The 25,902-nt window shown below is 64.1% G+C and carries 14 protein-coding genes; 3 read left to right on the plus strand and 11 right to left on the minus strand.

Annotated features, from left to right (window positions below):
* Positions 1-6: 6 nt before the first annotated feature.
* The 9 genes from nusA to NHH73_25265 form a co-directional block, all read right to left on the minus strand.
* A complete protein-coding gene (nusA, locus tag NHH73_25225) occupies positions 7-1,572 on the minus strand; it encodes a transcription termination factor NusA (protein USX25838.1) in 1,566 nt (521 codons plus the stop codon).
* Complete coding sequence (rimP, locus tag NHH73_25230) at positions 1,569-2,057, minus strand: ribosome maturation factor RimP (protein ID USX25839.1); 489 nt, start codon at positions 2,055-2,057, stop codon at positions 1,569-1,571. The genes nusA and rimP overlap by 4 nt, the downstream gene beginning before the upstream one ends.
* Positions 2,058-2,374: 317 nt before the next feature.
* Positions 2,375-4,705 carry an rRNA pseudouridine synthase gene (locus tag NHH73_25235; GenBank protein USX25840.1) on the minus strand — a complete coding sequence of 777 codons (2,331 nt, stop codon included), beginning with the start codon at positions 4,703-4,705 and terminating at the stop codon, positions 2,375-2,377.
* Positions 4,692-5,486, minus strand: a complete 795-nt coding sequence (scpB, locus tag NHH73_25240) for an SMC-Scp complex subunit ScpB (protein USX25841.1) — start codon at positions 5,484-5,486, stop codon at positions 4,692-4,694. Before scpB ends, NHH73_25235 begins: the two co-directional genes overlap by 14 nt.
* Before the next feature lie 318 nt (positions 5,487-5,804).
* Positions 5,805-6,830, minus strand: a complete 1,026-nt coding sequence (locus tag NHH73_25245; protein USX25842.1) for a glucokinase — start codon at positions 6,828-6,830, stop codon at positions 5,805-5,807.
* Between the two features lie 177 nt (positions 6,831-7,007).
* The gene (locus NHH73_25250; protein ID USX25843.1) at positions 7,008-7,970 is read right to left on the minus strand and encodes a VTT domain-containing protein; all 963 of its coding nucleotides are present in this window, start codon (positions 7,968-7,970) and stop codon (positions 7,008-7,010) included.
* 25 nt (positions 7,971-7,995) lie between these two features.
* Positions 7,996-9,699 (minus strand): ABC transporter ATP-binding protein, encoded by a 1,704-nt coding sequence (locus tag NHH73_25255; GenBank protein ID USX25844.1) that lies wholly within the window; start codon positions 9,697-9,699, stop codon positions 7,996-7,998.
* The gene (locus tag NHH73_25260; protein USX25845.1) at positions 9,699-10,727 is read right to left on the minus strand and encodes an ABC transporter permease; all 1,029 of its coding nucleotides are present in this window, start codon (positions 10,725-10,727) and stop codon (positions 9,699-9,701) included. Before NHH73_25260 ends, NHH73_25255 begins: the two co-directional genes overlap by 1 nt.
* Positions 10,724-11,662 (minus strand): ABC transporter permease, encoded by a 939-nt coding sequence (locus tag NHH73_25265; GenBank protein ID USX25846.1) that lies wholly within the window; start codon positions 11,660-11,662, stop codon positions 10,724-10,726. Before NHH73_25265 ends, NHH73_25260 begins: the two co-directional genes overlap by 4 nt.
* Positions 11,663-12,239: 577 nt before the next feature.
* On the opposite strand from NHH73_25265, the gene NHH73_25270 reads away from it, so the two are divergent.
* The 3 genes from NHH73_25270 (at position 12,240) to NHH73_25280 (ending at position 21,382) form a co-directional block, all read left to right on the plus strand.
* Positions 12,240-15,017 (plus strand): TonB-dependent receptor, encoded by a 2,778-nt coding sequence (locus tag NHH73_25270; GenBank protein ID USX25847.1) that lies wholly within the window; start codon positions 12,240-12,242, stop codon positions 15,015-15,017.
* Between the two features lie 436 nt (positions 15,018-15,453).
* Positions 15,454-18,126, plus strand: coding sequence for a TonB-dependent receptor (locus tag NHH73_25275; protein ID USX29705.1), 2,673 nt, complete (start codon positions 15,454-15,456; stop codon positions 18,124-18,126).
* A gap of 415 nt (positions 18,127-18,541) precedes the next feature.
* Positions 18,542-21,382: a TonB-dependent receptor gene (locus NHH73_25280; protein ID USX25848.1), complete on the plus strand. Its 2,841-nt coding sequence runs from the start codon at positions 18,542-18,544 to the stop codon at positions 21,380-21,382.
* Between the two features lie 51 nt (positions 21,383-21,433).
* Here the strand turns inward: NHH73_25280 and NHH73_25285 are convergent, their stop codons facing one another.
* Both NHH73_25285 and aroG read right to left on the minus strand, forming a co-directional pair.
* Positions 21,434-24,355, minus strand: coding sequence for a TonB-dependent receptor (locus NHH73_25285; protein USX25849.1), 2,922 nt, complete (start codon positions 24,353-24,355; stop codon positions 21,434-21,436).
* Between the two features lie 280 nt (positions 24,356-24,635).
* A complete protein-coding gene (gene aroG, locus NHH73_25290; protein USX25850.1) occupies positions 24,636-25,715 on the minus strand; it encodes a 3-deoxy-7-phosphoheptulonate synthase AroG in 1,080 nt (359 codons plus the stop codon).
* Positions 25,716-25,902 lie beyond the last annotated feature (187 nt).

A 25,902-nucleotide genomic window follows, 5' to 3' on the forward strand; every position in this document is an offset into this window, starting at 1 on the left:
CTCAAATTATGCCTTTGCAGATTCGGCAAGACTCCATGCCTTGGCCTGGAGGCCTTTGGCACGATCGTCGTACTTCGAGTCAACCAACTTCATCTCATCGTCGGTCACATCTTCAAATTCACTTGTAATCAGTGCGCGTGCACGGTCGGCGGACAGGGCCAGAATGGCGCCAAATTCGTCGTAGGCCAGTGCAGCAAATGCATCGACAGTCTTGATACCAGCCAGGCCCAGCTTGCCGGCGGTGATGCGGTCCATGCCTTCCAGACCGACCAGCGCCTCGTCCATGCCTTCCAGGCCTTCTTCCGAAGCGATCGCTTCGGTGACCAGGGCGTCACGGGCGCGGGTGCGCAGTTCGTTGACGGTATCTTCGTCAAACGATTCGATTTCCAGCATTTCGGAGATCGGCACGTAAGCGATTTCTTCCAGGCTGGCAAAGCCCTCTTCCACCAGGATGTCGGCGACTTCCTGATCGACGTCCAGTTTTTCCATGAACAGTGCGCGCACCGCCGCGGTTTCCTGGGCTGCCTTGTCGGCCGATTCCTCGGCCGTCATGATGTTGATCTTCCAGCCGGTCAGGTCGGAAGCGAGGCGCACGTTCTGGCCGGAACGGCCGATCGCGATCGCCAGGTTTTCTTCGTCGACAACGACGTCCATCGCGTGCTTCTCTTCATCGACCATGATCGACGACACGTTGGCCGGGGCCAATGCGCCGATGACGAACTGGGCCGGATCTTCCGACCACAACACGATGTCGACGCGTTCGCCACCGAGCTCGCCGGTGACGGCCTGCACGCGCGAACCGCGCATACCGACGCAAGTACCGATCGGGTCGATGCGCTTGTCGGCCGTGTAGACGGCGATCTTGGCGCGGACACCTGCATCGCGGGCGGCCGATTTAATTTCCAGCATGCCTTGTTCGATTTCCGGCACTTCCAGCTCGAACAGCTTCATGATGAAGTCCGGCGCGGTGCGCGACAGGATCACTTGCGGGCCGCGCATATTGCGGTCGATACGCAGGATGAAGGCGCGGACGCGGTCGCCGATACGCAGGTTTTCCTTCGGAATCATCTGGTCGCGCGGCAGGCGGGCTTCGATCTTGCCCGACTCGACGATCGCGTCGCCGCGTTCCATGCGCTTGATGGTGCCGGTCACGAGCGAGTCGCCGCGCTCGAGGAAGTCGACCAGGATCTGTTCGCGCTCGGCGTCGCGCACACGCTGCAGGACCACCTGTTTGGTGTCTTGCGCGAAGCGGCGGCCGAATTCGACGGACTCGATCGGTTCTTCGATGTGGTCGTCCACTTCGATATCAGGGATTTGTTCCTTGGCTTCGAAGTGCAGGATTTCCTGGTCCGGCAGTTGCAGGCCCGCTTCATCGGGGACGACGTGCCAGCGGCGGAAGGATTCGAACTCACCCGACTCGCGGTCGATCGAAACGCGGATATCGACTTCACCTTCATAGCGTTTCTTCGTGGCTTGCGCCAACGCGAATTCCAGCGCGCCGAAAACGACATCTTTATCGACGTTTTTCTCACGCGCCAGCGCGTCTACCAATAACAAAACTTCGCGACTCATGCTTTGCGTCCCTTAAAATCCACCTGCGGCACCAAGCGTGCCTTATCCACGTCGGCGAGCGTAAACTCCAACAGCGCCGGACCATCATTGCTATCAAATTCCAACGACAAATTATCGCCCTGGGGTTCTTGCAGAACGCCCTGGAACGATTTCCGGTTGTTCGTACCCGGCATTGCGGTGCGCAGTTTGACGATTACCTCGTAACCGGCAAAACGCACGAAGTCTTCCAGCTTGCGCACCGGACGATCCAGACCCGGCGACGAAATTTCGAGGCGTTCGTAGTTGACGTTCTCGACTGTCAGCACGTGCGACAGCTGGTGGCTGACCGTGGCGCAATCTTCCACGGTGATCGGGCCTTTTTCTTCCGCGTCGGCTGCGCTGAAATCGATAAACACGCGCAAGACTCCGCGCTCGGCCCGTTCGACATCAACCAGCTCGTAGCCCAGACCCATGACGGTCTTTTCAATTAGTTCCGGCAGCTGCAAGAAATTCTCCAAATCAAGGCCTGTTTGCAATTATTCAAAAACAGGCCGTACAAAACGCTTTAACAAAAAAAAAATGGGCATCTGCCCATCTTCTTGTAATACCTAGCCAGATGAAAGGATTCCTGTGGGAGCTACCCGCGAAGAACTTTTACTAGGCTGGTTATTATAACCTTATCTGGTCTTCGCTGCAATCAGCGCATAACACAAATAAGGTCGATGGACCAGAAAACAAGCGCTTAAACCCCCAACGTAAGAGGGGTCGGACCCCAAGGGGTCCGACCCCGCAGCGTCATCGCCTTGCGGGGTATTGCTGACGATTAACCCTTGCGGCGACGTGGCATGCCGTGATCGATCGCACCGCCGCGTGGCGGCTGGTTGCGACGCGGCGCGCCGGCGTTGCCGAAGCCAAAAGTCGTCTGCAGCGGATCGGGCTGGCGCGGACCACGGCTTGGACCTTTGGCCGACTGGCCACCGCCCATACCGCCGCCCTGGCCGCCTTGACCACCCTGGCCTTGCGGACGGCCCTGACCCTGCGGACGGCCCTGGCCACCACCGGCGCTGCGTGCCGGACCTTCGCCCAGCGGACGGCCACCGGCGTAACCGCCGATACCTTGCGGACGACCACCCGGACGGCCCGAACCCTGGGCGCCGCCTGGACGGCCCTGGCCGCCACCTTGGCCGCCTTGGCCATTGCCACCCGGACGACCCGAGCCCTGCGCGCCACGGCCGTTGCCGCCACCGTTTGGACCGCCAGCGCCACCGGCGCCATTGCCCGGACGACCCTGGTTACCGAAACGCGGACCGCGTTGCTGCTTGGCGAAAGGCATCGCGTTGTCGTTGCTGACATCGGCGCGGTTGAAGTTTGGCTCGTCGCCATCATCCTCGTCGTCGTCATCGTCGCGGTCGTCGAAATCGGCGCGGCCGCGTTGCGGACGCTTTTCCGGACCTTTATTCTGTGCGGTCGGCTTGGCTTGCTGCGGGCCTTTGCCGCGCGGCGCGGCAGCCGCCGGCGTATCGCTACCTTTTTTGTCGACGCCGTACGCGGCCAGCAGGTCGCGCACGGTGTTTTCTTCCATCTCTTCCCAACGACCACGCTTCAAGCTGCTTGGCAGGGTCATCGCGCCGTAGCGGGTACGGATCAGGCGCGACACGGTCAGGCCGATCGCCTCGAACATGCGGCGCACTTCGCGGTTGCGGCCTTCGCCGATGATCACGCGGTACCACTTGTTGATGCCCTCGCCGCCGCCGTCGGCGATCTTGGAGAACTGCGCCAGGCCGTCTTCCAGCTCGACGCCGGCCAGCAGTTTCTGGCGCATGCCCTCTTCCAGCACGCCCAGCGTACGCACCGCGTATTCGCGGTCGATGCTGTAGCGCGGGTGCATCAGGCGGTTCGCCAGGTCACCGGAAGTCGTGAACAGCAGCAAGCCTTCGGTGTTGAAGTCGAGGCGGCCGATGGCCAGCCATTTGCCTGCCTTCATCGTCGGCAGGCGGTCGAACACCGACGGACGGCCGTCCGGGTCGTCATGGCTGACGATCTCGCCGGCCGGCTTGTGGTACACCAGCACGCGCGGCGGCTTCTTGCTGACGCGGCGCTGCAACAGTTTGCCGTTGATGCGCACGGCGTCGGCCGGCAGGATGCGCTGGCCGATGTGGGCCGGCTCGCCGTTGACCGACACGCGGCCGGCAACAATCAGCTCTTCCATGTCGCGGCGCGAGCCGAGACCGGCTTCGGCCAGCACCTTGTGCAGCTTCGGCGCGTCGTCTTCCGACGTCAGGTCGCGGCGCACGGCTTTCGGCGCGTTGCGGCCCTTGCCGGTTTCTTCGCTGTCGAAGGCGTCGGAGGTGACGTACGAGAACGCGGCGTCGGCATCGTTGCCCTTGCCGACATTACCGAAGGCGCCATGCACGCGCTGCGGCTTCGGACCCTTGCCGCGACCGCCCTTGCCATTGCGCTGCTGACCGTCGGGACGCGGACCACGCTCATTGCGCGGCTTGCCGTTCGGCTCGGCGCCCTCTTCAGTTGGCGCCGCTTCGCCTTCGGCCGCGACCACCGGCTCCGGACGTGGCATCGTCGCTTCGCGCAGCGCGCGTTGCTCGCGCATCTGGCGCGGACCGCGTGGGCCGCGTGGACCACGGTCGCTGCGCTCGCGCTGGGCGGCTGGCTGGCCGTCCTGGCCTTCAGCACCCGAAGCGGCTGCGGCAGGAGCGGCTGGCGCTTCCACTGCCACGGCTGGCGCGGACGATTCGGCCGACGCCGTCACGGCGGCGGCTGGCTTCTTGGCGCGCGGCGCCTTGGCCGGCGCTTTGGCCGCTTCGACAACCGGCGCGGCTTGCGGCGCCGATTCAACAGCCTGGACAGCCTCGACGGCAGCCTTGGCGACCGGTTTGGCGCGCGGCTTCTTCACCGGCGCGGGTGCGTCGGCGGCGGCAATTGGAGCTGGGGCAACTGGAGCGTCAGCGGCAGGCGCGGCGCCTTCAACGGCGGCGTCAGCCTTCGGCTTGCGCTTGGCCTTGACGGCAGGCGCCGCTTCGGCGGCACCGGAGGCAGCCGCATCGGCTTCGATCTGTGCTTTGGTGCGGCGTTTTGGCTTGGCGACCACTTCTGCGGTGGCGTCGTTGACTGTCTCGGGGGTATTAGATTTGTTCATTATTCGTTTCTTGGTTGTGCTCAGCGTCAACCGTTAAATCTGGCGCATGGTCGTGATTGATTGCTTGCTGGCCGGCTTCCGGGCTAGTCGCGGCGTCTACTGCTTCGTCGGCCACTTGCAACTCGCTATCCGTACCATCTCGTTGTTGCGCGACGCTTTCGCTGTGCGCGGCTTTATCAAAGTTCTCTTGCAGGGCCGCCTCCAGCGCTTCCATATCCGGACCGCCGCCCTGCACATCGCTCAATTGCTGCAACGGCGGCAGCTGGGACAGCGAATTCAATCCCAAATCATCCAAAAACTGCTTGGTCGTGCCCAGCAACGCCGGGCGGCCCACGACGTCGCGGTAACCGATGGCGTCTACCCAGCCACGGTCTTCCAGCATTTTGATCGTCTGTGAATTGACGGCGACGCCGCGTATTTCTTCGATATCGCCCCGCGTGACCGGCTGCCGGTACGCGATGATCGCCAGGGTTTCCAGCGTCGCCCGCGAATACTTGGGCGGTTTTTCCGGATTCATCCGGTCCAGGTACAGCTTCATCTCGGGGCGGCTCTGGAAGCGCCAGCCGGTCGACAGGCTGACCACTTCGATACCCTTGCCGGCCCAATCGAGCCGTAGTTCTTCCAGCAATTCCTTGATCGTATCGGAACCTACTCCGGGACCGCGCGGCCTGCCCTGGTCATCGACATCGACATACAGCTTCTTCAGACTGTGGATCGACAACGGCTCATGGGCGCATAGCAAGGCGGTTTCGAGGACTCTTTTAGCCTCAGCTGTATCCATAGCAATCTTGTGGTTGCATTGTCATGCAAAGAAAGAAATCAATCACATTCAGTGAGGCAGTGGCCGCATTCAAAATGCCGCCTGCCGGAGTACTCGCTGAAGCTGTTTTCCGAGCCCGGGCGATACGCGCCGGGCGGGAGAGAGAGGCATGCCGACGACGACCGAGGCCGCCGCTTTTCTACGTGAAACGCGACTGCGAAACGCGATTTTCGGGCGAAAACATGCGAGACCAATCAATGACGTTTCATCCTACAAGCCGAATTGTACCCGATAAAAGCGCAAAACGCGCATTTCGGCCACATCGAAGTGTAACTTGCCTTATGCAGCAGCAAGGCGTTCCGACAAGATTGCGGATACGCCAACAAAGGCCGGGTACTCGGCGGTGATGACCCAGGTCGGCACCTGGCACAGGTATTTGTTGAAGCGGCCCTTCTGCTCGAAGCGGGCGCGGAAGCCGGATTTATCGAAACGCTCGCCCAGGCGCGGCACGATCCCGCCGCCTATATAAATACCGCCCTGCGCGCCCAGGGTGATGGCGATATTACTGGCGATGGTGCCAAGCATGCGGCAGAAGGTCTCGATGACGTCGTCGCACAGCGGGCATGCGCCGGCCAGCGCGCGGGTGGAGATGTCGGCTGCGCTCAGCGGCTCGGCGGTGACGCCTTGCTGGTCGGCCAGCGCGCGGTAGATCAGTTCGATGCCCGCGCCGGACATCAGGCGCTCTGCGGACACGTGTTCGAATTCTTTCCAGGCGAATTGCAGGATCGCCACTTCCTTGGCATTGACCGGCGAGAAGCTGACGTGGCCGCCCTCGCTCAGCAGCGCGGTCCAGCCATCCTTGCCCGGGATCAGGCCCGAGACGCCAAGCCCGGTGCCGGCGCCGATCAGGCCCAGCGGCGTGCCGGGAACGGCCACGCCGCCGCCGACCTGGTGCTTCTGCGTCGCCGACAGTTGCGGCAGCGAGCTGGCCAGCGCGGTGAAATCGTTGACGACCACCAGGATGTCGAAGTTCACTTCGCGGCGCAGCGCCTCGATCGAGAACTGCCAGTGGTGGTTGGTCATGCGCACCATGTCGCTGGTCACCGGGTTGGCGATGGCGATGGCGCCATTGCGGATACCGGTAACGCCCTTGCCGGCCACGGCCGGCGAGCCGAGGTAGGCCACCAGCGCGTCGGCGATGGTCGGGTAGGCCGCGCAAGGCAGCACTTCGATCGCCTCAATCTTGCCCGGGGCGGTCTCCAGCGCGAAGCGCGCATTGGTGCCGCCGATATCCGCTAGCAGACGCGGGCCGCCGATGTAGTCGGTGGTCGGGGAGGATGGCGATTGAAGGGACTGGGCTGTCATGGTCGGCGGAAAATAGTTGAGGCCTAAGCTTAAGGTATTTTCACTATTTCAGGCAAGCGGAGTTTGTAGTTTTAGTACAGTTAAGTACCGTTTGCCACAGCAAATTACTTTTGAGAATTTATTTTGAGTAGTATGACTACCCGGCGCTTTGCGCCGCCAGGAAGGTTCGCCAGCCGCTCACGCCGCCGGCGCGGTATCGATCACCTCGTTGGCCGCCGGCTCGCGCGTCCCGAATCGCGCATTCCACGCATCCAGGCCGCCATGCAACGGCCGCGCCATCGTGAACCCGTGCGCCTTCAACTCCTTGGCCACCTGCGCCGCCGTCACGTCGTTGGGGCAGCTGCAATACACAACAATATGCCGCCGCTTATCCAGCGCGATGATTTCCGTGCTCGGTTCGCCGCCCTTGAACAGCAACGCGCCCGGAATCGCCGGCTCCAGCATCTGCGCCGTCACGCTGCGCGCATCGACCAGCACCGGCTCGTGCCCCTCTTCCATCAACTGCTTGAAGTCGTCCACCGTCACCCGGTCGATCTGCACCGACTGGCGGAAACGCTTGCGCTCCACATACTTATACGCGACAAACAGCGCCAGCAGCGCCACCAGCACCATCAGCGCCGTCGAACCCAGGTCGCTCAAGGTGGTCAGCACGGAATCGATACTCGAGTGGAAGAAGGCGCCGATGGCGATGCCGGTGCCGCTCCACAATGCCCCGCCGAGCACGCTGTAGCCGAGAAACACCTGATACCGCGTGCCCATGGCCCCCGCCAGCGGCGAGGCGATGGTGTTAAATCCGGGAATGAACTTGGCCACGATCAGCATCTTCGGCCCCCACTTGGTAAAGCTGTCCTCGGTCTGACTGACGCAATAATCGGGGGAGAGCGAAATCCTGCACAACAGCTTGAGGATGCGCTTGCCATAATAGCGCCCCATGCGGAACCAGAAACCGTCGCTGATCAAACAGGCGCAGATGGCCGCCGCCAGCACGGCGGGCCAGCTGAAGTCGCCATCGACGGACAAGGCGCCGGCGACGATCAGGATGGGATAGGCAGGAATCGGCATGCCGATCTGCTCGATCAATACGATCGCGAACACGATCAGTACGCCATATTCTTGCAGCAGGTGGATTAAGTTCGGCATTCTTATATCTTAACTTAAAAATCGCTTAACCGTCCCGCGCGCGCCCCGCGATGGACGCCAGCAGAGTCCGCGTGTAAGGGTGCTGGGGATCGCGATACAGCTCGTCGGAACCGGCCATCTCCACCACCGCGCCCTGCCGCATCACCATCACCTGGTCGGCGATGTATTTCACCACCGACAGGTCATGCGAGATAAAGATGTACGACAGCCCGAACTCGTCTTGCAGATCCTGCAACAGGTTGAGCACTTGCGCCTGCACCGACACATCCAGCGCGGAGACCGACTCGTCGCACACCAGGATCTCCGGCTTCATCGTCAGGCAACGCGCGATGGCGATGCGTTGCCGCTGCCCGCCGGAAAACTCGTGCGGATAGCGCTGGAACGCGGACGCCGGCAGCCCCACCTTTTCCAGCAACGCATAGGCGGCGGCGGTCCGCTCGCGGTCGTCGGCGCCGATGCGGTGGATGCGCATCGGCTCCAGCAAGATTTGGCCGACGGTGAAGCGCGGGTTCAGCGACGCGTACGGATTCTGGAAAATGATCTGGATGCGCCGCTTGTAGGCCTGGAACTCGCGCGCCGTCATGGACAGCAAGTCGCGCCCCTCGAACATGGCGCTGCCGCCGGTCGCCTGGTGCAGCCGCAGCAAGGTCAGGCCGACCGTGGTCTTGCCGGAACCGGATTCCCCGACCACGCCCAGGGTCCTGCCGCGCGCCAGGGTGAACGACACATTGTCGACCGCCTTGAACTCGCGCTTGCTGAACCAGCCCTCGCGCAGATAAAAGCTTTTGCTCAGGTTGTTGACCACGAGCACCGGCTGGTCGTCGGGCCGGTAGCCGCGTTCGCGCTCCGGCGGATGCAACAACGTCACGCCGCGCTCATCCGCCTCCTTCATATAATCGGCGATCACCGGCAAGCGCCAGGGCCGCTGGTCCAGCCTCGGCCTGCAATGCAACAGCGCCTTCGTATACGCGTCGGCCGGTTCCGTCAGCACCTGCCGCGCCGCGCCGGCCTCGCGCACCTCGCCGTGGCGCATCACCACCACGTGGTCGGCGATCTCCGCCACCAGCGCCAGGTCGTGCGTGATCAGCAACACCGCCATCGCGCGGCGCTTCTGCAAGCTGGTGATCAGCGCCATGATCTGTTTCTGGATCGTCACGTCGAGCGCCGTAGTCGGTTCGTCGGCGATCAGCAGCTTCGGTTCGCAGGCGATCGCCATGGCGATCATCACACGCTGCTGCTGGCCGCCGGACAACTGGCTCGGATAGGCGTCGATTTTCACCGCCGGATCGGGGATGCCCACCTCGTCGAGCAACTCGAGCGTGCGGCGGCGCGCCTGCGCCCGGCCCATGCACAGATGCAGGCGCAGCACTTCGCCGATCTGCGCCCCCACCGTGAACACCGGATTGAGCGACGACATCGGTTCCTGGAAGATCATCGCGATCTCCCTGCCGCACAGCGCGCGCCGCTGCGCCGCCGGCAGCGACAGCAACTCGCGGCCGTCGAAACGGATGCTGCTCGACGGCCCGATCACCGTTGTGTCCGGCGCCAGCAGCCCCATCACGGCCAGCGAACTGACCGACTTGCCGCTGCCAGACTCGCCCACCAGCGCCACCGTGCCGTTGCGCGGCACGGCGAACGACACGCCCTTGACCGCTTCGACGACCGTGTCGCGGTCGACCCGGAAGGCGATCCGCAACTGGCTGACTTCCAACAAGATGTCGTCGGCCATCATTTCACCTTGGGATCGAGGGCGTCGCGCAGCGCGTCGGTCAGCAGCGAGAACGCCGTCACCAGCACCGCCATGGCGAGGGCGGCGGCCGTCAACTGCCACCAGCGGCCGAGGATCAATTCGTTCTGCGCCTCGTTCAGCATGCTGCCCCAGGACACCACGCCGACCGGCACGCCGAAGCCCAGGAAGCTGAGGATGACCTCGGCCTTGATAAAGCCCACCACCAGGATCGACAACTGCACCAGCGCCACATGGCTCACATTAGGAAAGATATGCGAAAACATCTTGCGCCAGTGCGAGGCGCCGATGGCGTGGGCGGCGAGCACGTATTCGCGGCCCTTGTGCTTGATGTACTCGGCGCGGATCAACCGGTACGGACCGGTCCAGCCGGTCAGCCCGAGGATCAGCACGATGGTGACCACGCCGCGCTGCTGCAGCACGGCGGCCACCGCCAGTATCATCAGCACCGACGGAATGGCGGTGAAGATGCTGTAGAACCAGTTGAAGACATCATCCACCACGCCGCCCCAGTAACCCGACAGCGCACCGAACAGGGTGCCGATGCCGACCGCCAGCGCGGCCGCCGCCAACCCGACCACGATCGAGGTTTCGCCGCCCTTGATGGTCTTCTTGATGATGTCGTGCCCCCATTTGTCGCCACCGAAAGGCAGGGTCGCGCGGCGCCCAGGCTCGGGCGCGGCAACGCCACGCGCGGCAAGTTGCGCCTTCAACGCGCGGATGTCGTCGGCCAGCGGATCGAACGGATTGTCCGGCAACGCGGCCCGCTCCGCCGGGACCGGGGACGGCGCTCCGCCGGCCCTGGCGCCGACGAACCCCGGCGGCGCGTAATTGACCCCGACCTCGTCCTCCCAGTCGGCCGCCACCAGCCCGCCGGCCGACAACACCAGCATCAGCAGGAAACCCGCCACCACCGCCAGCGACAACATCGCCACTCGGTCCGCGCGCAGCCGCCGCCACGCCAGCGTCCACAGGCCCGCAGGCGGTCCCGCCAGCATCGCGGCCGTCATGCGAGCTTCACCCGGGGATCGAGCGCCTGGTACATCAGATCCGTCAACAGATTGAAGACCATCGTCGCCACCGCCACGTACACGGTGATGGCTTTAATGACCGGAAAATCGCTGCGCTCGACCGCCAGGATCACCTCGCGCCCGATGCCGGGAATGCCGAAGAAACGCTCCAGCAGGAAGGCGCCGATCAGCAACGCCGGCAGGCTGGCCATCACATGCGTGACGATCGGAATCGCGGCGTTGCGCAGCACATGCACCCACATCACGCGCCGCTCGCCAAGTCCCTTGGCGCGCGCGGTGCGCACATAATCCTGGCCGACCTCGTCGAGCACGAAGCTGCGATAAAGCCGCAACGTTGGCGCGATCGACACCGCCAGCCCGATCAGGATCGGCAGCGCCGCGTAGCGCAGCAGGTTCTCGCGCAAGCCCTGGCCCCAGCCCTGCACCGGGAACAGCCCGAGTTTGTAGGCCAGCCCGTACTGCAGCACGATGATGTACACCAGGATGCTGATCGACATGCCGACCGTGCAGGCGATCATCACCGCGCGGTCGGTCCGCGAGCCGCGCACAAAGGCGACCGCCAGCGCCAGCGCGACACCGATCAGGGTTTCCAGCAAGGTCAGGGGAATGAGCACCGTCAGCGACGGCCCCAGCCGCGTGGCGATGATGCGCGACACCGGCTCGCCGGTCGCCCAACTGAGGCCGAAGTCGAAGGTGACGATCTGGCGGATGAAAATCCACAGCTGCGCCGGATAGGACTGGTCGACGCCGAGCTGGTGGCGGATGTTGGCAATGGCCTCGGCATTGGCCATCTTGCCGGCCAATAAATACGCCGGATCGCCGCCGACCCAGTTAAACAGCATAAACACCAGCAACACCACGCCCAGCATCGTCGGCAGCATCTGCCACACGCGGCGCACCACAAAAGCCCCCATCCAGCGCCTCTCCTCCATTGCCGACGTTATGCCACCGATTTTTCCACCCGGGCAGTTATACCCGATCCCGCAGCCGTTGACTACGCCGGCGCCGCGCGCAAGCGCCGGAAGTCGAAATACCCGCAAGCAGCCGAATTATAAGCAGCTTCAACCGAACAAACATTCATTTGGAAATCCGCATTCTGTCGTCTAAAAGTAACACATGACAGCATTGTTACAGTTTAATTTCCGGCGAAAACGGTCCTTTCCGAAATTTTGTTAAAGTTTTTATGGTTGGCAAAACACCAAATATTTCGTGCATGTTGATAGAACTTAGCTGCCAGTTAGCGCCATTTCGGTACCGGCTCTTACTTTTGGACCGCCGCGCGGCAGCCCCCGGGCTGCCTGAAGAAACAAATTCGATACGATTGGGCCACGTTGACACCCCGGCAATACCGATGCTCTTATAAAAAAACAGAGGAAAGAAAATTTCTCGCACGAGAGCGCCGCCATGTCGCTATCAGCCTCATGGCCGGCGGCTCATTTCAGGGTAGTCCCAGTTCAGTTGGAGAGTGTCAGCATGATGATGGAAACAGTTTTGTCCCGTTCAGTACGCCTGATTTTTTCGGGTGGTATCGCCGCCGCCGGTTTGATGTCCGTGCCGGCCATGGCGCAAACGACCGACGCGCCGATCCAGCGCGTTGAGATCACCGGTTCGAGCATCAAGCGCGCAACCGCCGAAACGGCGTCGCCGGTGCAAGTGATCACCAGCGAGGACTTGCTGAAATCGGGCAAGGGCACCGTCTCCGAATACCTGCAAACCTTGACCGCCGACGGCGCCGGCTCCCTGCCGACCGGCTTCGGCAACGGTTTCGCGGCCGGCTCGACGGCGATCTCGCTGCGCGGCCTGGGTGCCACCTCGACCCTGGTGCTGCTCAACGGCCGCCGCATGGCGCCGTTCGCGCGCGCCGACGACGGCCAGAAAAGCTTCACCGACTTGTCGACCATTCCGATGCAGATCGTCGAACGCATCGAGATCCTCAAGGACGGCGCCTCGTCGACCTACGGCGCCGACGCCATCGCCGGCGTGGTCAACATCATCCTGCGCAAGGACTTCGAAGGCCTGCAGATCAAGGGCGACACCGGCTGGTCGCGCTACGACGACGGCAAGCAGAACAAAGCCTCGCTGACCTACGGCAAGGGCAACCTCGACGAGGACAAGTACAACTTCGTCTTCAACGCCGAGTACTTCCAGTCCGACAGCATCAAAAACAGCGACCGCAAGGACCGCGCGCACATCGGCAAGGCCGACCTGCGTCCGTATGGCTACCCGGTCGGTACCCAGTTCGCCAACGGCTACATCGCCGGCAACAACAACGCCAGCCCGAGCCCGGCCGGTTCGATTCGCAATCCGGCCACCAACGACTACGTGTCCCTGCCCGGCTGCTCGACCCTGTCGGCCACCAAGGACCAGACCGGCGCGAACGGCGGTTGCCTGTGGCACCACGACCAGTTCCGCGACATGCAGCCGGAAATCGAATCGGTCAACCTGTACACGCGCGGCACCTGGCAGATCAATGATGACACCCAAGCCTACGCCGAAGCGGGCTACTCCAAGCGCAACACCTCGTTCATGATGATTCCGCCGACCATCACGCCGACGATCGCCTTCCCGCCGAATGCCACCAATCCGCTGGGCTTCGTCAACTATGGCAACATCGCGCTGCTGGGCGCGACGCACCCGCAAAACCCGTACGGCGTGGCCACCCGCCTGCGCTACTCGGCGTTCGACGTCGGCCCAAGCACCCGCAGCGCCGACAACGAATTCACTCGCGCCGTGATCGGCATCAAGGGCTCGGCCATGGGCTGGGACTACGACACCGGCTACACCCATTCCGAGTCCACCTTGGACCTGGAATACACCAACATGCTCAACATGACGGTGCTGCGCGCGGCGCTGGGCAACCCGGCCTCGCAGTACTTCCCGTACTACATCGGCGACCAGGCCTACCGCAATCCGGCCTCGCTGTACGCGGCGCTGCGCGTGAACGCCACGTCGAAATCGACCACCAAGCTCGACATCATCGACTTCAAGGCCTCGCGTGAACTGTTCGCCCTGCCGGGCGGCAACCTGGGTCTGGCAGTCGGCGGCGAATACCGCAAAGAACAATTGTCGAACCCGTCCCTGTCGGGCTCGGAGAACGGCACCATCAACTCAAGCTATGTGGCCGCCTTCGGCGACACCAAGGTCAAGGCGGTGTACGCCGAGATCCTGGCGCCGGTGATCAAGACCGTCGAGCTGTCGGCGGCGATTCGCTACGACAAATACGACAACTTCAGCTCGTCGACGCCGAAAGCCGGCATCAAGTGGACCCCGGTCAAGAGCTTCGCGCTGCGCGGCACCTACACCGAGGGCTTCCGCGCCCCCGGCCCGGCCGAGGGCAACGCCACCTCGCAATCGACCGGCTCGGCGCCGGTGCGCGATCCGATCCGTTGCCCGGGCGGCGTGCCGGCCGCCGGCGGCGCCACTTCGACCGACTGCGCCATCACCGTGGCCGCCGTCAAGGTCGGCGATCCGAAGCTGCAGCCGGAGGAATCGAAGGGCAAGACGCTGGGCCTGGTCTGGGATCCGCTCGACGGCACCAGCCTGTCGCTCGACGGCTGGACCATCAAGCGCAGCAACGAGATCAACTCGCTGCCGTACGACCAGGCGGCGGCGTTGCCGACCGCGGTTCGTAACGACAACAACCTGGTCGTCGGCGGCGTCGCCCAGCCCAACACCGGCACGCTGGTGCTGACCCAGGCGCCGTACCGCAACTCGAGCTACACCAAGGTCAGCGGTGTGGACTTCGACATCAAGCAGCGCCTGCGCCTGGGCGCCTACGGCCGCGCGGTCGTCGGCCTGACCTGGACCCACGTCGCCTCGTGGCTGCGGGCCGAGTCGGCCACCAAAACGTACCAGTACGCCGGCACCCACGGCAACTGCGACACGTCGAACTGCGCCGGCACCCCGAAGAACAAGGTCAGCCTGATGGCCTCGTGGGACCTGGGCAACCTGAACGTGACGGGCAACGTCAACTACCGCGACAAGATGCGTAACACGGCCGATGCCGCGTCGCTGTGCGCCAACACCTTCGTCGGCGGCGCCAACGCGCCGAACGCCAAGTGCGAAATCGCCTCGTTCACGACCCTGGACCTGTCGACCCGCTACGCGGTCAACAAGCAGCTGACCCTGTACGCGTCGATGAACAACGTGCTCGACAAGATCGCGCCGCTGGATCCACAGACCTACGGCGGGATGAGCTACAACCCGATGGACGCTTCCGGCGCCATTGGCCGCTACATGAAAATCGGCGCAAGCTACAAGTTCTTCTGATCGCCTGACGGCGGTGTGAAGCGACCCTGAAGGGCGGCGCCGCGGCGCCGCCCTTTTTTTGTGGTGTAAATGTAACGTTGTAAGTCTGCCTAAACCTGAATGTACGAGTGTTGGTCACGCACCAAGGTGTGGCACGCCGGCCACGCCGCACCAAGATATTCGCTAAATTTATGCCGGTACGCCAATGTTTCCCAGCAGCGGATCAGCTCCCGCACCAAATTAGAGCGTTTTTTGGCGCCTTAATGGCGCAATGTTGCTTGCACGAAATCCCGTCTTTTACGTCCTTTTACAAAACTTTGTACGTTGACAGCGGCCATCCGTGAATGATCTGATGGCGAATGCGAAAAACGTTACGTTTTTTTCATTGGCACGCGCCGCTCAAAAACAGCGACCACCTGGTGGTCATCGATAGAAGAATTGGGAGAACAACAGAATGATGGTTGAAACAACTTTGGCACGATCCGTACGCCTGGTGTGCGCCGGCGGCCTGCTGGGCCTGGGCCTGATCGCTCCGGTCGGCCAAGCGCTGGCGCAAACGGCCGACCAGCCGATGCAGCGCGTCGAAGTGACCGGCTCGTCGATCAAACGCCTGGTGTCGGAGACGGCCAACCCGCTGACCGTGTTCAAGGCCGACGACTTCGTCAAGCAAGGCCTGACCACCGCGCAGGAAGTGCTGGACCGGATCCCGTCGAACAGCTCGAGCTTCGGCGCCGGCAACGTCGTCGGCGGCAACAGCAGCGGCCTGCCGACCGGCGGCGCGGCCAGCGCCGACTTGCGCGGCCTGGGCGGCGACAAGACCCTGGTGCTGCTCAACGGCCGGCGCATCGCCAACCATCCGTACGACGGCGCCAGCGTCGACCTCAACATCATTCCGGTCTCCGCCCTCGAACGCGTCGAAGTGCTGCGCGACGGCGCCTCGGCCATCTACGGCACCGACGCCATCGGCGGCGTGATCAACTTCATCACCAAACGCTCGGTCAACGCCACCACCATCACCGCCGAGGCGGTGCTGCCGCGCGCGCCGGGCGCCGACGAGAAGCGCGTCAACATCTCCAGCGGCTTCGGGGACCTGGAAAAAGACGGCTACAACGTCTTTGGCGTGTTCGACCACCACAAGATCGACATCCTGACTTCGCAGCAGCGCGAGTTCTCGAAGACCGGCGTGATTCCGGAGCGCGGCCTGAACCTGACCTCCGGCACCACCTTCCCCGGTAACTATTTCGACCCGGTCTCCGGCGCCACCGGCAACCCCGGCTTCGCCAGCGGCTGCGACGCGCCGCTGTCGGTGCCGCGCGCCAGCAACGGCACCTGCCGCCAGGATTACACCCGCCAGATCGACGATCTGCCGGAGCAGAAACAAACCGCCTTCTTCGGCAAGGCCACCTTCAAGCTCAACAACGACCACCTGGCCTCGATCGAGTACCTGCATTCGGAAAACGATGTGGTCTCGCACACGGCGCCGCCGCCGCAGACCGGCCTGATCCTGCCGATCACCAGCAAATACTACCCGGGCAACGCGGGTGGCGTGCCGGCCATGCCGGGCCTGTCCGGCCAGCCGCTGTCGGTCAACTGGCGTCCGACCGAAGCCGGTCCGCGTGAAATCAACTCCAAGGGCGCCGCCGACCGCCTGGTGTTCTCGGTCGAAGGCCTGCTGGCCGGCTGGGACTACAAGACCGGCTTCAACCTGTCGGAAAGCCGTTCGGCCGAATACTTCACCGGCGGCTATGTGCGCGACGAAAGCTTCGCCGCCGGCGTCGCCAACGGCATCCTCAATCCGTTCGGCAAGCAGGACGCCGCCGGCAAGACCTACCTCGACAGCACCGCGCTGCGCGGCCAGGTGCAGAAGGGCAAGACCCGCAACACCGGCATCGACGCCAAGGCCAGCCGCGAGCTGATGGATCTGCCGGGCGGCAAGCTGGCGGTGGCCATCGGCGGCGAACTGCGCCGCGAAGAGGCCGACTTCAACGTCAACCGCGACATCGCCGGCCAGGCGACCAGCTCCGGCCTGTCCGGTTCGCAGTCGACTTCCGGCGCGCGCACCATCAAGGCCGTGTTCGGCGAAGTCAATATGCCGCTGATCAAGGATCTGGAGGTGCAGCTGGCCGCCCGTTTCGATGACTACAGCGACGTCGGCAACACCACCAATCCGAAACTGGGCCTGCGCTACCAGCCGACCAAGGAAATCGTGCTGCGCGGTTCGGCCTCGACCGGCTTCCGCGCCCCGACCCTGTTCGAGAAAAACGCGCCGCAGTCGAAGAACGACACCAACAACTCGTACAACGACCCGATTCTGTGCCCGGGCGGCAAGCTGTCGACCAATCCGATCGCCAACCCGCTGCGCGACTGCGACCTGCAACAGTACAAACTGCAAGGCGGCAACCAGAACCTGAATCCGGAAAAATCGAAAACCTTCGCCTTCGGCGTGGTGGTCGAGCCGATCCCGCAAGCGACCTTGTCGGTCGACTACTGGAACATCAAGCTCAAGGACAAGATCAACGCGCTGCCGGAAGAAGCCATCTACGGCGACTACGCCAAGTACCAGGCGCGCTTCATCCGCAACCCGGACGGCTCGCCGTACGCGATCCTGGACTTGAAGGAAAACCTGGGCAAGGTCAACACCGACGGCCTGGACGTGAGCCTGACGATGCGTTCCGGCGCCACCCCGTACGGCAACTTCACGCTGACGGTCGACGGCACCTATGTCCACAAGTATGAGTACCAGGACGAGCGCGGCGGCCCTTACACCCAGAACGTCGGCCGCTACGCCGCCAACAATCCGGTGTTCCGTTGGAAGCACAACGCCGCGCTGAACTGGCGCCAGGGCGTGTGGGCCGCGACGTTGGCGCAGTCGTTCAAGTCCGGCTATACCGACCAGAACCTGGACATCGACGACCAGTACCTGAACAAGGTGCCGTCGTATAGCCTGTGGAACCTGTCGGGCACCTACACCGGCTTCAAGGGCGTGAGCCTGACCGCCGGCGTGAAAAACCTGCTGGACAAGGACCCGCCGTTCTCCAACCAGGGCACGCTGTTCCAGAAGGGTTACGATCCACGCTACACCGACGCCGTCGGCCGTGCGATCTATCTGCGCGGCAGCTACACCTTCTAAGCCGTCCAGGCGGCTGTAACGCCTGTCCAACCCGGACCCGCCGCCAGGCGCGTCCGGGTTTTTCACGTCCGCGCGCTGCGGTGGGGGAACGCTGTTGTGGAAATCCCACGCCCGGGTCGATATTGATCCAGTTTCATGATGATTAGTTTCGCACAAACATCGCACCATGGATCAGCGCGCTTCGCCGCAGAATCACTTCCATTTCGATAGCAATGCGGATTTTCCATTCGCGCTTCCCCTCCCCTCACCAAATTAGCGCGTTTTTCCGCGCGAAACTGGCGCGCGCCGGCGCCGCGCGGCCATGCGCAGCTTTGGCTAGCACGCCCCGGCTTGCGGATTGACAGCGATTCGCGCCAGGTGATTTGATGAGTCAAGGGACCCGTCCGTGTGTCCCGTTCAAATCGGGAGTTAAACAATGATGGTTGAAACAGTATTGTCACGATCGGTACGGCTGATCTGCGCCGGCGGCCTGGCCTTCGGCATGCACGCGGCCGTGGCGCAAACCGGCGACGCGCCGGTCCAGCGCGTCGAGATCACCGGCTCGAGCATCAAACGCATCAGCGCCGAGGGCGCGCTGCCGGTGCAGACGCTGACCAAGGCGCAGATCGAACAAAGCGGCGCGGCCAGCGTGGCCGACCTGATCGCCACCTTGCCGTCGATGCAGGGTTTCACCACCTCGTCGATGTCGGTCAACGGCGGCGGCGGCGGCCTGCAATCGGCGTCGATCCACTCGATCGGCGAAGGCTACACCCTGGTGCTGCTCAACGGGCGCCGCCTGGCGCCGGCCACCTCCGGCTCCACCGTCAACCTGGCCAGCATTCCGCTGGCGGCGGTCGAGCGCGTCGAGATCCTGACCGACGGCGCCAACACCTTGTACGGCTCGGACGCGATCGCCGGCGTGGTCAACTTCATCCTCAAGAAAAACCAGACCGACGCCATCATCGAGGGCTCGTACAGCCAGCCGCGCAGCCGCGGCGGGCGCACCCAGACGGCGTCGATCTCCAAGGGCTGGGGCGATATCGACACGGACGGCTTCAACATCCTGGTGTCGGCCTCGCACGACGAGACCAAGGCCTCCTGGGCGCGCGACCGCGACTTTTCCAAGAGCGGCGTGATCCCGTTCTCGTCGAACGGCAAGAACTACAGCCTCTACCAATTGAGCTCCAACTCGATGCCGGGCACCGCCACCGTCCAGTACACCAATCCGGACAAATCGGCGGGCAGCGTCCTGTTCAGCCCCAACCTGCTGGCCACCGGCGCCTGCAACGGCAGCAACCTGTTCCGCATCAGCCCGACCCGCTGCCAGTACGACTACGCGGCCACAGTGCAAAACACCCCGGCCATCAAGCGCGACAGCGTGTTCGCCTCGCTCAACTATAAAATCAACGACAGCGCCAACTTCTTCGCCGAAGCGCTCGGCTCGTCGTTCACCAACACCGCGCAATACGCGCCGCCGGCCCAGCCGCTGGGCGTGCCGCTCAACAGCGCGCTGTACGCCCGCTCGATCGCGCCGTACCTGGCGCGGGTCGGCGTGCCGGCCGGCGCCACCGTCGACAGCGCGACGATGAGCCTGCGCCTGGTCGACGCCGGCGGCCGCGCCGACAACTACAAAACCGTCGCCAAGCACCTGGCCTTCGGCGTCGACGGCACCGTCAAGGGCTTCGATTACCGCGCCGCGTTCACGCACTCGGAAAACAAGCAGACCGACACCGCCGCCGGCGGCTACATGAGCCTGAACGCCTTCGACGCCCTCGTCACCTCGGGTCAGTTCGACCCGTTCGCGCCGCCGGGCACCTCGCAGGGCATCCTGGCGCCGGCCGTGCTGGACGTCCAGTTCGGCGAGACCAAGTCCACGCTCGACCAGATCCAGGCCAGCGCGACGACCGAACTGTTCAAGATGCCGGCCGGCGCGGCCCAGCTGGCCGTCGGCGCCGACTTCACCCGCCAGAAATATTCCGAGGCGCCAAGCGCCTACAACCAGGGCCCGAACAAGCAGCAGCCGGACTTCGACGACGCCGCCGTCGGCGGCACCTCCGGCGCGTTGCCGATCGACGCCAGCCGCAAGAACTGGGGCGCCTACGGCGAGCTGCTGCTGCCGGTGCTGAAGAATATGGACCTGACCGCCTCGACCCGCTATGACGATTTCGGCGCCGTCACCAACGACAAGAACTTCGACACCGACGGCAATCTGCTCGGCTCGGGCAAGCAGGGCAAGACCGCCAGCAAGGCCACCTACAAGCTGGCGCTGCGCTGGAATCCGGTCGACATGCTGCTGGTGCGCGCCTCCTACGGCACCGGCTTCAAGGCGCCGGTGCTGACCGACATCGTCAAGCCGCTGGTCAACGGCGGCTCGTCGCAATTCCATAACTGCCCGATCACCTCGCCGACCGATCCGCGCTTCCGCCTGTGCCACGGCCCAGCCGAATACGCGCTGCTCAGCGGCGGCAACGCCGCCACCGGCGAAGGCGCGCTGTTGCCGGAGGAATCGAAGCAGGCCACGCTGGGCTTCCGTCTGGAGCCGATTCCCAGCCTGTCGCTCGGCTTCGACTTCTGGGACGTCAAGCTGACCAACCAGATCGCCACCTTGTCGGAAAACCTGGTGTTCGAAAATCCGGCCGTGTACGACAGCCTGCTGCGCAGCTACTTCGACCCGATCCAGAAGCAGGACGTGCTGGTGGCGGCGCTGACGCCGTTCAACCTCTCCACCGCGCACTACCAGGGCATCGACTGGGACCACACCTACCGCACCAGCACCGCGCTGGGCAAGGTGGCGCTGCAATGGACCGGCACCTTCATGACCAAGGCCGAACAGGACAACCCCGGCACGGGCCTGGAGAAGAACATCGGCCGCTTCAACTCGTACGCCGACGTCACCTTCCGCGTGATCTCCAAGCTGACCGCGTCGCTGCGCACCAATATGTTCATGCACTCGCTGACGGCCAATTACCACTCTGGCTATATCGACCAGGAGTATAACGAGGACAACTCGGTGGTGCGCGAGGTGTTGGCCGACGGCAGCCTGGGCGGCAACGTGCCGCTGACGCGGCGGGTCAGCTCGTACACCACCTTCGACTGGCAAACCAAGGCGCAGCTGACCAAGCAGTTCACGCTGACGGCCGGCATCAAGAACCTGGCCGACATCGACCCGCCCTTCACCATGCGCAACGCCGGCGGCGGCAACCAGTCCGGTTACGACGGCCGCTACACCGACCCGCTGGGCCGCACCTTCTACCTGACGGGCAATTACAAGTTCTAAGCCGGGTTGGCATGATCGAAAGGGCTCCCCGGAGCCCTTTTTTTTACAGCGTCAGAACCGGTAATTACCGGTGAGGTAGAACGACCGACCGCGTGGATCGCTGTAGCGCGCGTCGTACCCGAGCTGGTTGCCGCCCCCGGCGTTCTGCAACGTCAGCGGCGGATCGCGGTCGAACAGGTTCCTGATCCCGGCCGTGAGCGCAAACGCGCCGAAATCATACTTGCCCTGCCAATCGAACGTGGTGTACGACGCCGTGCGCAAGCCCTCGAACGCCACCGATTCGCCGATGCCGCCATCGGGCGCCACCGCGAAGATCGCCGTGTCGAGCGGATACGGCTGGTCGTGATACCCGGAGCGGTAATTCGCCGTCAAGGTGTTGGTCAGCTTGCCGGTGACCAGGCTCAGATTCAAATGGCTCTGCACCCGGAACACCACCGCGTTGTCCGGCCCGAACCGCCCCAGGTCCGACTGCACCTCGCCGCCGGCCGTGGTGGTGTAGTTCTGCTTGAGCATATAGGTACCATTCCACGCCGCGCGCAGATCGCCGACGCGCGAGCGCAGGCGGTAGGTGAAGTCCCAGTCGACGCCGCGGTAGTTGGCCACGCCGCCGTTGATCGGCGCCAGGATATAGCCGATCGTCGTATAACCGGCCGGGTCCGGATACGGATTGACGAACAGCCGCTGGTACGCCTGCGGATTGGCGAACCCCACCTGCTCGGGCACGCCCGCCGACAACACCTGGTTGCGGATCTGAACGTTCCACAAATCCAGGCCCAGCGACAGGCCCGCCAGCGGCTCGAGCCTCCCGCCCAGCGTCCATTGCCTGGACTTCTCGGGCTGCAGCCCCTCCGCGCCGCTGGCGCCGTTCGGGCCGGTCAGCAGGTCGTACTGCGCCGAGCCGACCTGGCAACCGCGCGAGCCGGGGAAAGGGCAGGCGTAGCTGCCGGCGGTGCTGCCGAAGAAGGTCGGCGAGCCGGCGATGTCGTTGATGTTGGGCGCCTTGAAGCCGGTGCCGTACGAGGCGCGCACCAGCACCGTGTCGAGCGGCGTCCAGCGTGTGCTGAGCTTGTAGGTGGCCTTGCTGAAGTCGTTGCCGACGTCGCCGCCGGGCAAGCGCTGGCGCACGCCGCTGGCGTCGGCCAGCCGCTCGAAGATGTAGCCGCTGCGGGTCTTGTCGTAGCTGTCGTAGCGCGCCGCCAGGGTCGCCTCCAGCGTTTTGGTCGCCGGCAGCAGCATCTCGGTAAACACGCCCCAATTGTCGCGCCTGGCGTCGAACGGCACCTGGCCGTAGCTGCCGCCGACCGGGTAGTTGGGCGACGCCGGCTGGGTCGAATAGCCGGAGCCGGACAGGATGGTCGGGTCGTAAGCGGTCTGGTAGCGCGTCTTCGAATAATCGCCGCCCAGCGAGACGATGGCCGTGCCGCCCGGCAGGCCGAACAGGTCGTGCTGCGCCGCCCCGTGCAGGGTGTTGAGTTTGGAGTCGGTCCGGGAGAACACGGTGCCGTTGACCAGCGCGCCGCGCAGCTGGTCGGCGCCGGCGCCGGTGACCGGATCGTAGGCGCCGGAGGCGACCAGCGCGGACAGCTTGTCGTAGTCGGAATAACCGCCGGCCGCGATATCCTTGAGCTTGGTCTTCGACAGGATCAGGCTGGCGTTCCAGGTCCAGCCGAAATGGTTGCCGTCGATGCCGGCGGCGAAGTGGCGGGCGTCGGTCTGGTACTTGTCGGCGCGTCCGCCGATCAGCACCGAGCGGTAGCCCAGGGTCGCCTCGCCACTGGGGTTTTCCAGGTTGTTGGCGTCCAGGTAGGGCTGCACATAGCGCGCGTACAACTGCGGGAAGCGGTCGGTGGTGTTGACGCCCATCGGCTGCGCCGACGGCGCGAACTGCGCGGTCATCGCATAGCTCGACAGGATCAGCTCGCTCCAGACCGACAGCGTGTCGTTGAGCTTCAGGGTGCCTTTGAGCAGGCCGCTGTCGCGGTTCGAGCCGGGAATGTTTTCCACCGTCGCGCCGTAGTTGAAGCGGCATTGCGTGCCCTGCGGTCCGGCCAGCGGGCTGCCGCAATTGCCGTTGGCGGCCAGGTAGGGATTGATCGCCACGCCGCTGGTCTCGACCGTGCCGGCCGAGCCGCGCGGGCGCACGTTGAAGGTGATGTTGGCCGGCTCGGTGTTGCCGGTGCGCTGGTCGAAGTAGTACTGGCGGCCGCCGCTGCCGAAGCGGAAAAAGGCGCCGCGCGCCGAGAAGTCGCGTTGCAGCGCCGTCAGCCGCTCCTGCTCGTCGTGGCTGTACGAGGCCAGGACGTTCCAGCCGTCCTTCTCCAGATCGCCCCAGCCCTTGGAGATGCCGGCGCTGGACCACGACCCGGCCGACGACTTGCGCGGCTGGCCGTAGGTGGCGAAGACCTCGCCCTTGGTCAAATCCTTTTTCAGGATGAAGTTGACCACGCCGCCGATGGCGTCCGAGCCGTACAGCGCGGAGGCGCCGTCGGCCAGGATCTCGATGCGCTCGACCGCCGCCAGCGGGATGCTTTCGATGTTGACCGCGTAGCCGCCGCCCTGGCTGGAGCCGAGCGCGCTGGGCGCCATGCGCTGGCCGTCGACCAGCACCAGGGTGTACTTGGACGGCAGCGAGTGCAGCGCGGCCGTGGTGACGCCGGCGCCGCCGCCGTTGACCGAGCTCGACGCCGGCACGAAGCCCTGCATCGACGGTTGCATCTGGATCAGTTCGGTGGCGGTGGTGGCGCCGCTCTGCTGGATCTCGGCCGCGCTCAGCACGTGCACCGGCAGCGCACCCTCGCGGGCGATGCGCTTGATCGACGAGCCGGTGATCTCGACCCGGGGAATGACCGGATTGCCGGTCGCCGCCTCCTGCGCCAGCAGCGGCGCCGGCACGGCCAGCAGGCCGAACGCGCAACACGCGCCGCCGGTGAACATCAAGCGCAACGAACGGCACAACACTTTTTCCTGCATCATGGCAAACCTCCGCAATTGTTTTGGAAAACACCGGTCCGACGCCCGGCGCCGGGGCGGCAACGGGTCGCGGTCATGATTGGCGTTTATTGATTTACTTCAGGAAGGTGTCCATCGACACCTGGCGTGGTTGATATAAAAACATGCCAAGGAATTAAGTGTCAATCGATCTTGAGCCCGATTCGGGGTTCTTACAACAGCACGCCGCGCGCGATGCAAAAACAAACGGCCCCATATGGCGACTGGGGCCGTTTGTGTTTCCGGGGTGAAGTCTTCTACGGTTTTACTTCGAAGCCGCTTCCGCCGCTTGCGTGGCCAGGCGTCGCTGGCGCACGGCGGCGGCCAGGCCTTGCAGCACCTGCACGCTGCTGTCCCAATCGATGCAGCCGTCGGTCACCGACTGGCCGTAGGTCAGTTCTTTCCCCGGCACCAGATCCTGGCGGCCCGCCACCAGGTGCGACTCGACCATCACGCCGACGATGCGGCTGTCGCCGCCGGCCACTTGTTGCGCGATGTCCGCGCACACCGGCACCTGGTTCTCCGGCTTCTTGGAACTGTTGGCGTGCGAAGCGTCGATCATCAGGCGCGCGGCCAGGCCTTGCGCGGCGATCGCCTTGCAGGCCTCTTCCACGCTGGCGGCGTCGTAGTTGGGCGCCTTGCCGCCGCGCAGGATGATGTGGCAATCCTCGTTGCCGGCGGTCGAAACGATGGCCGAGTGGCCACCCTTGGTGACCGACAGGAAATGGTGCGGCTGCGACGCGGCCTTGATCGCCTCGACGGCGATCTTGACGTTGCCGTCGGTGCCGTTCTTGAAGCCGACCGGACAGGACAGGCCGGACGCCAGCTCGCGGTGCACCTGCGATTCGGTGGTGCGGGCGCCGATCGCGCCCCAGCTGATCAGGTCGGCGATGTATTGCGGGCTGATGACGTCGAGGTATTCGGTGCCGGCCGGCAGGCCCAGCTCGTTGATGTCGCGCAGCAGTTCGCGCGCCATGCGCAAGCCATCGTTGATGCGGAAGCTGCTGTCCATGTACGGGTCGTTGATCATGCCCTTCCAGCCGACGGTGGTGCGCGGCTTCTCGAAGTACACGCGCATGACGATCTCCAGGTCGCCGGCCAGTTCGCGGCGCAGGTGGATCAGGCGGTTGGCGTATTCCATGGCCGCCTTCGGATCGTGGATCGAGCACGGGCCGATGACCACCATCAGGCGGTCGTCCTGGCCGTGCAGGATGCGGTGCAGCGCGATGCGGGCATTGGCGGCGGTGTGCTCGGCCGCTTCGCTGCAGGCGAACTCGCGGATCAGGTGCGACGGTGGGACCAATTCCTTCATCTCGCGGATGCGCAAATCGTCGGTACGGGGCATGCTGTTCTCCAGGTATTCAAAAATGTCGGGGTAAAAAAAAACCGCCTCATCAGGCGGTTTTTTCAGGATTTGCGGGAACTCGTTTTTACTTCTACGTGCACCGGCCGCTACTCCACCGCCTTGGGGTTGGAATCGCTAAAGTAAAAGTAGCCGGTAAAGAAGAAGTGGGTCATGAACGTGTTCGACA

The organism is Oxalobacteraceae bacterium OTU3CINTB1 (genome assembly GCA_024123955.1).
GTDB lineage: Bacteria > Pseudomonadota > Gammaproteobacteria > Burkholderiales > Burkholderiaceae_D > Rugamonas.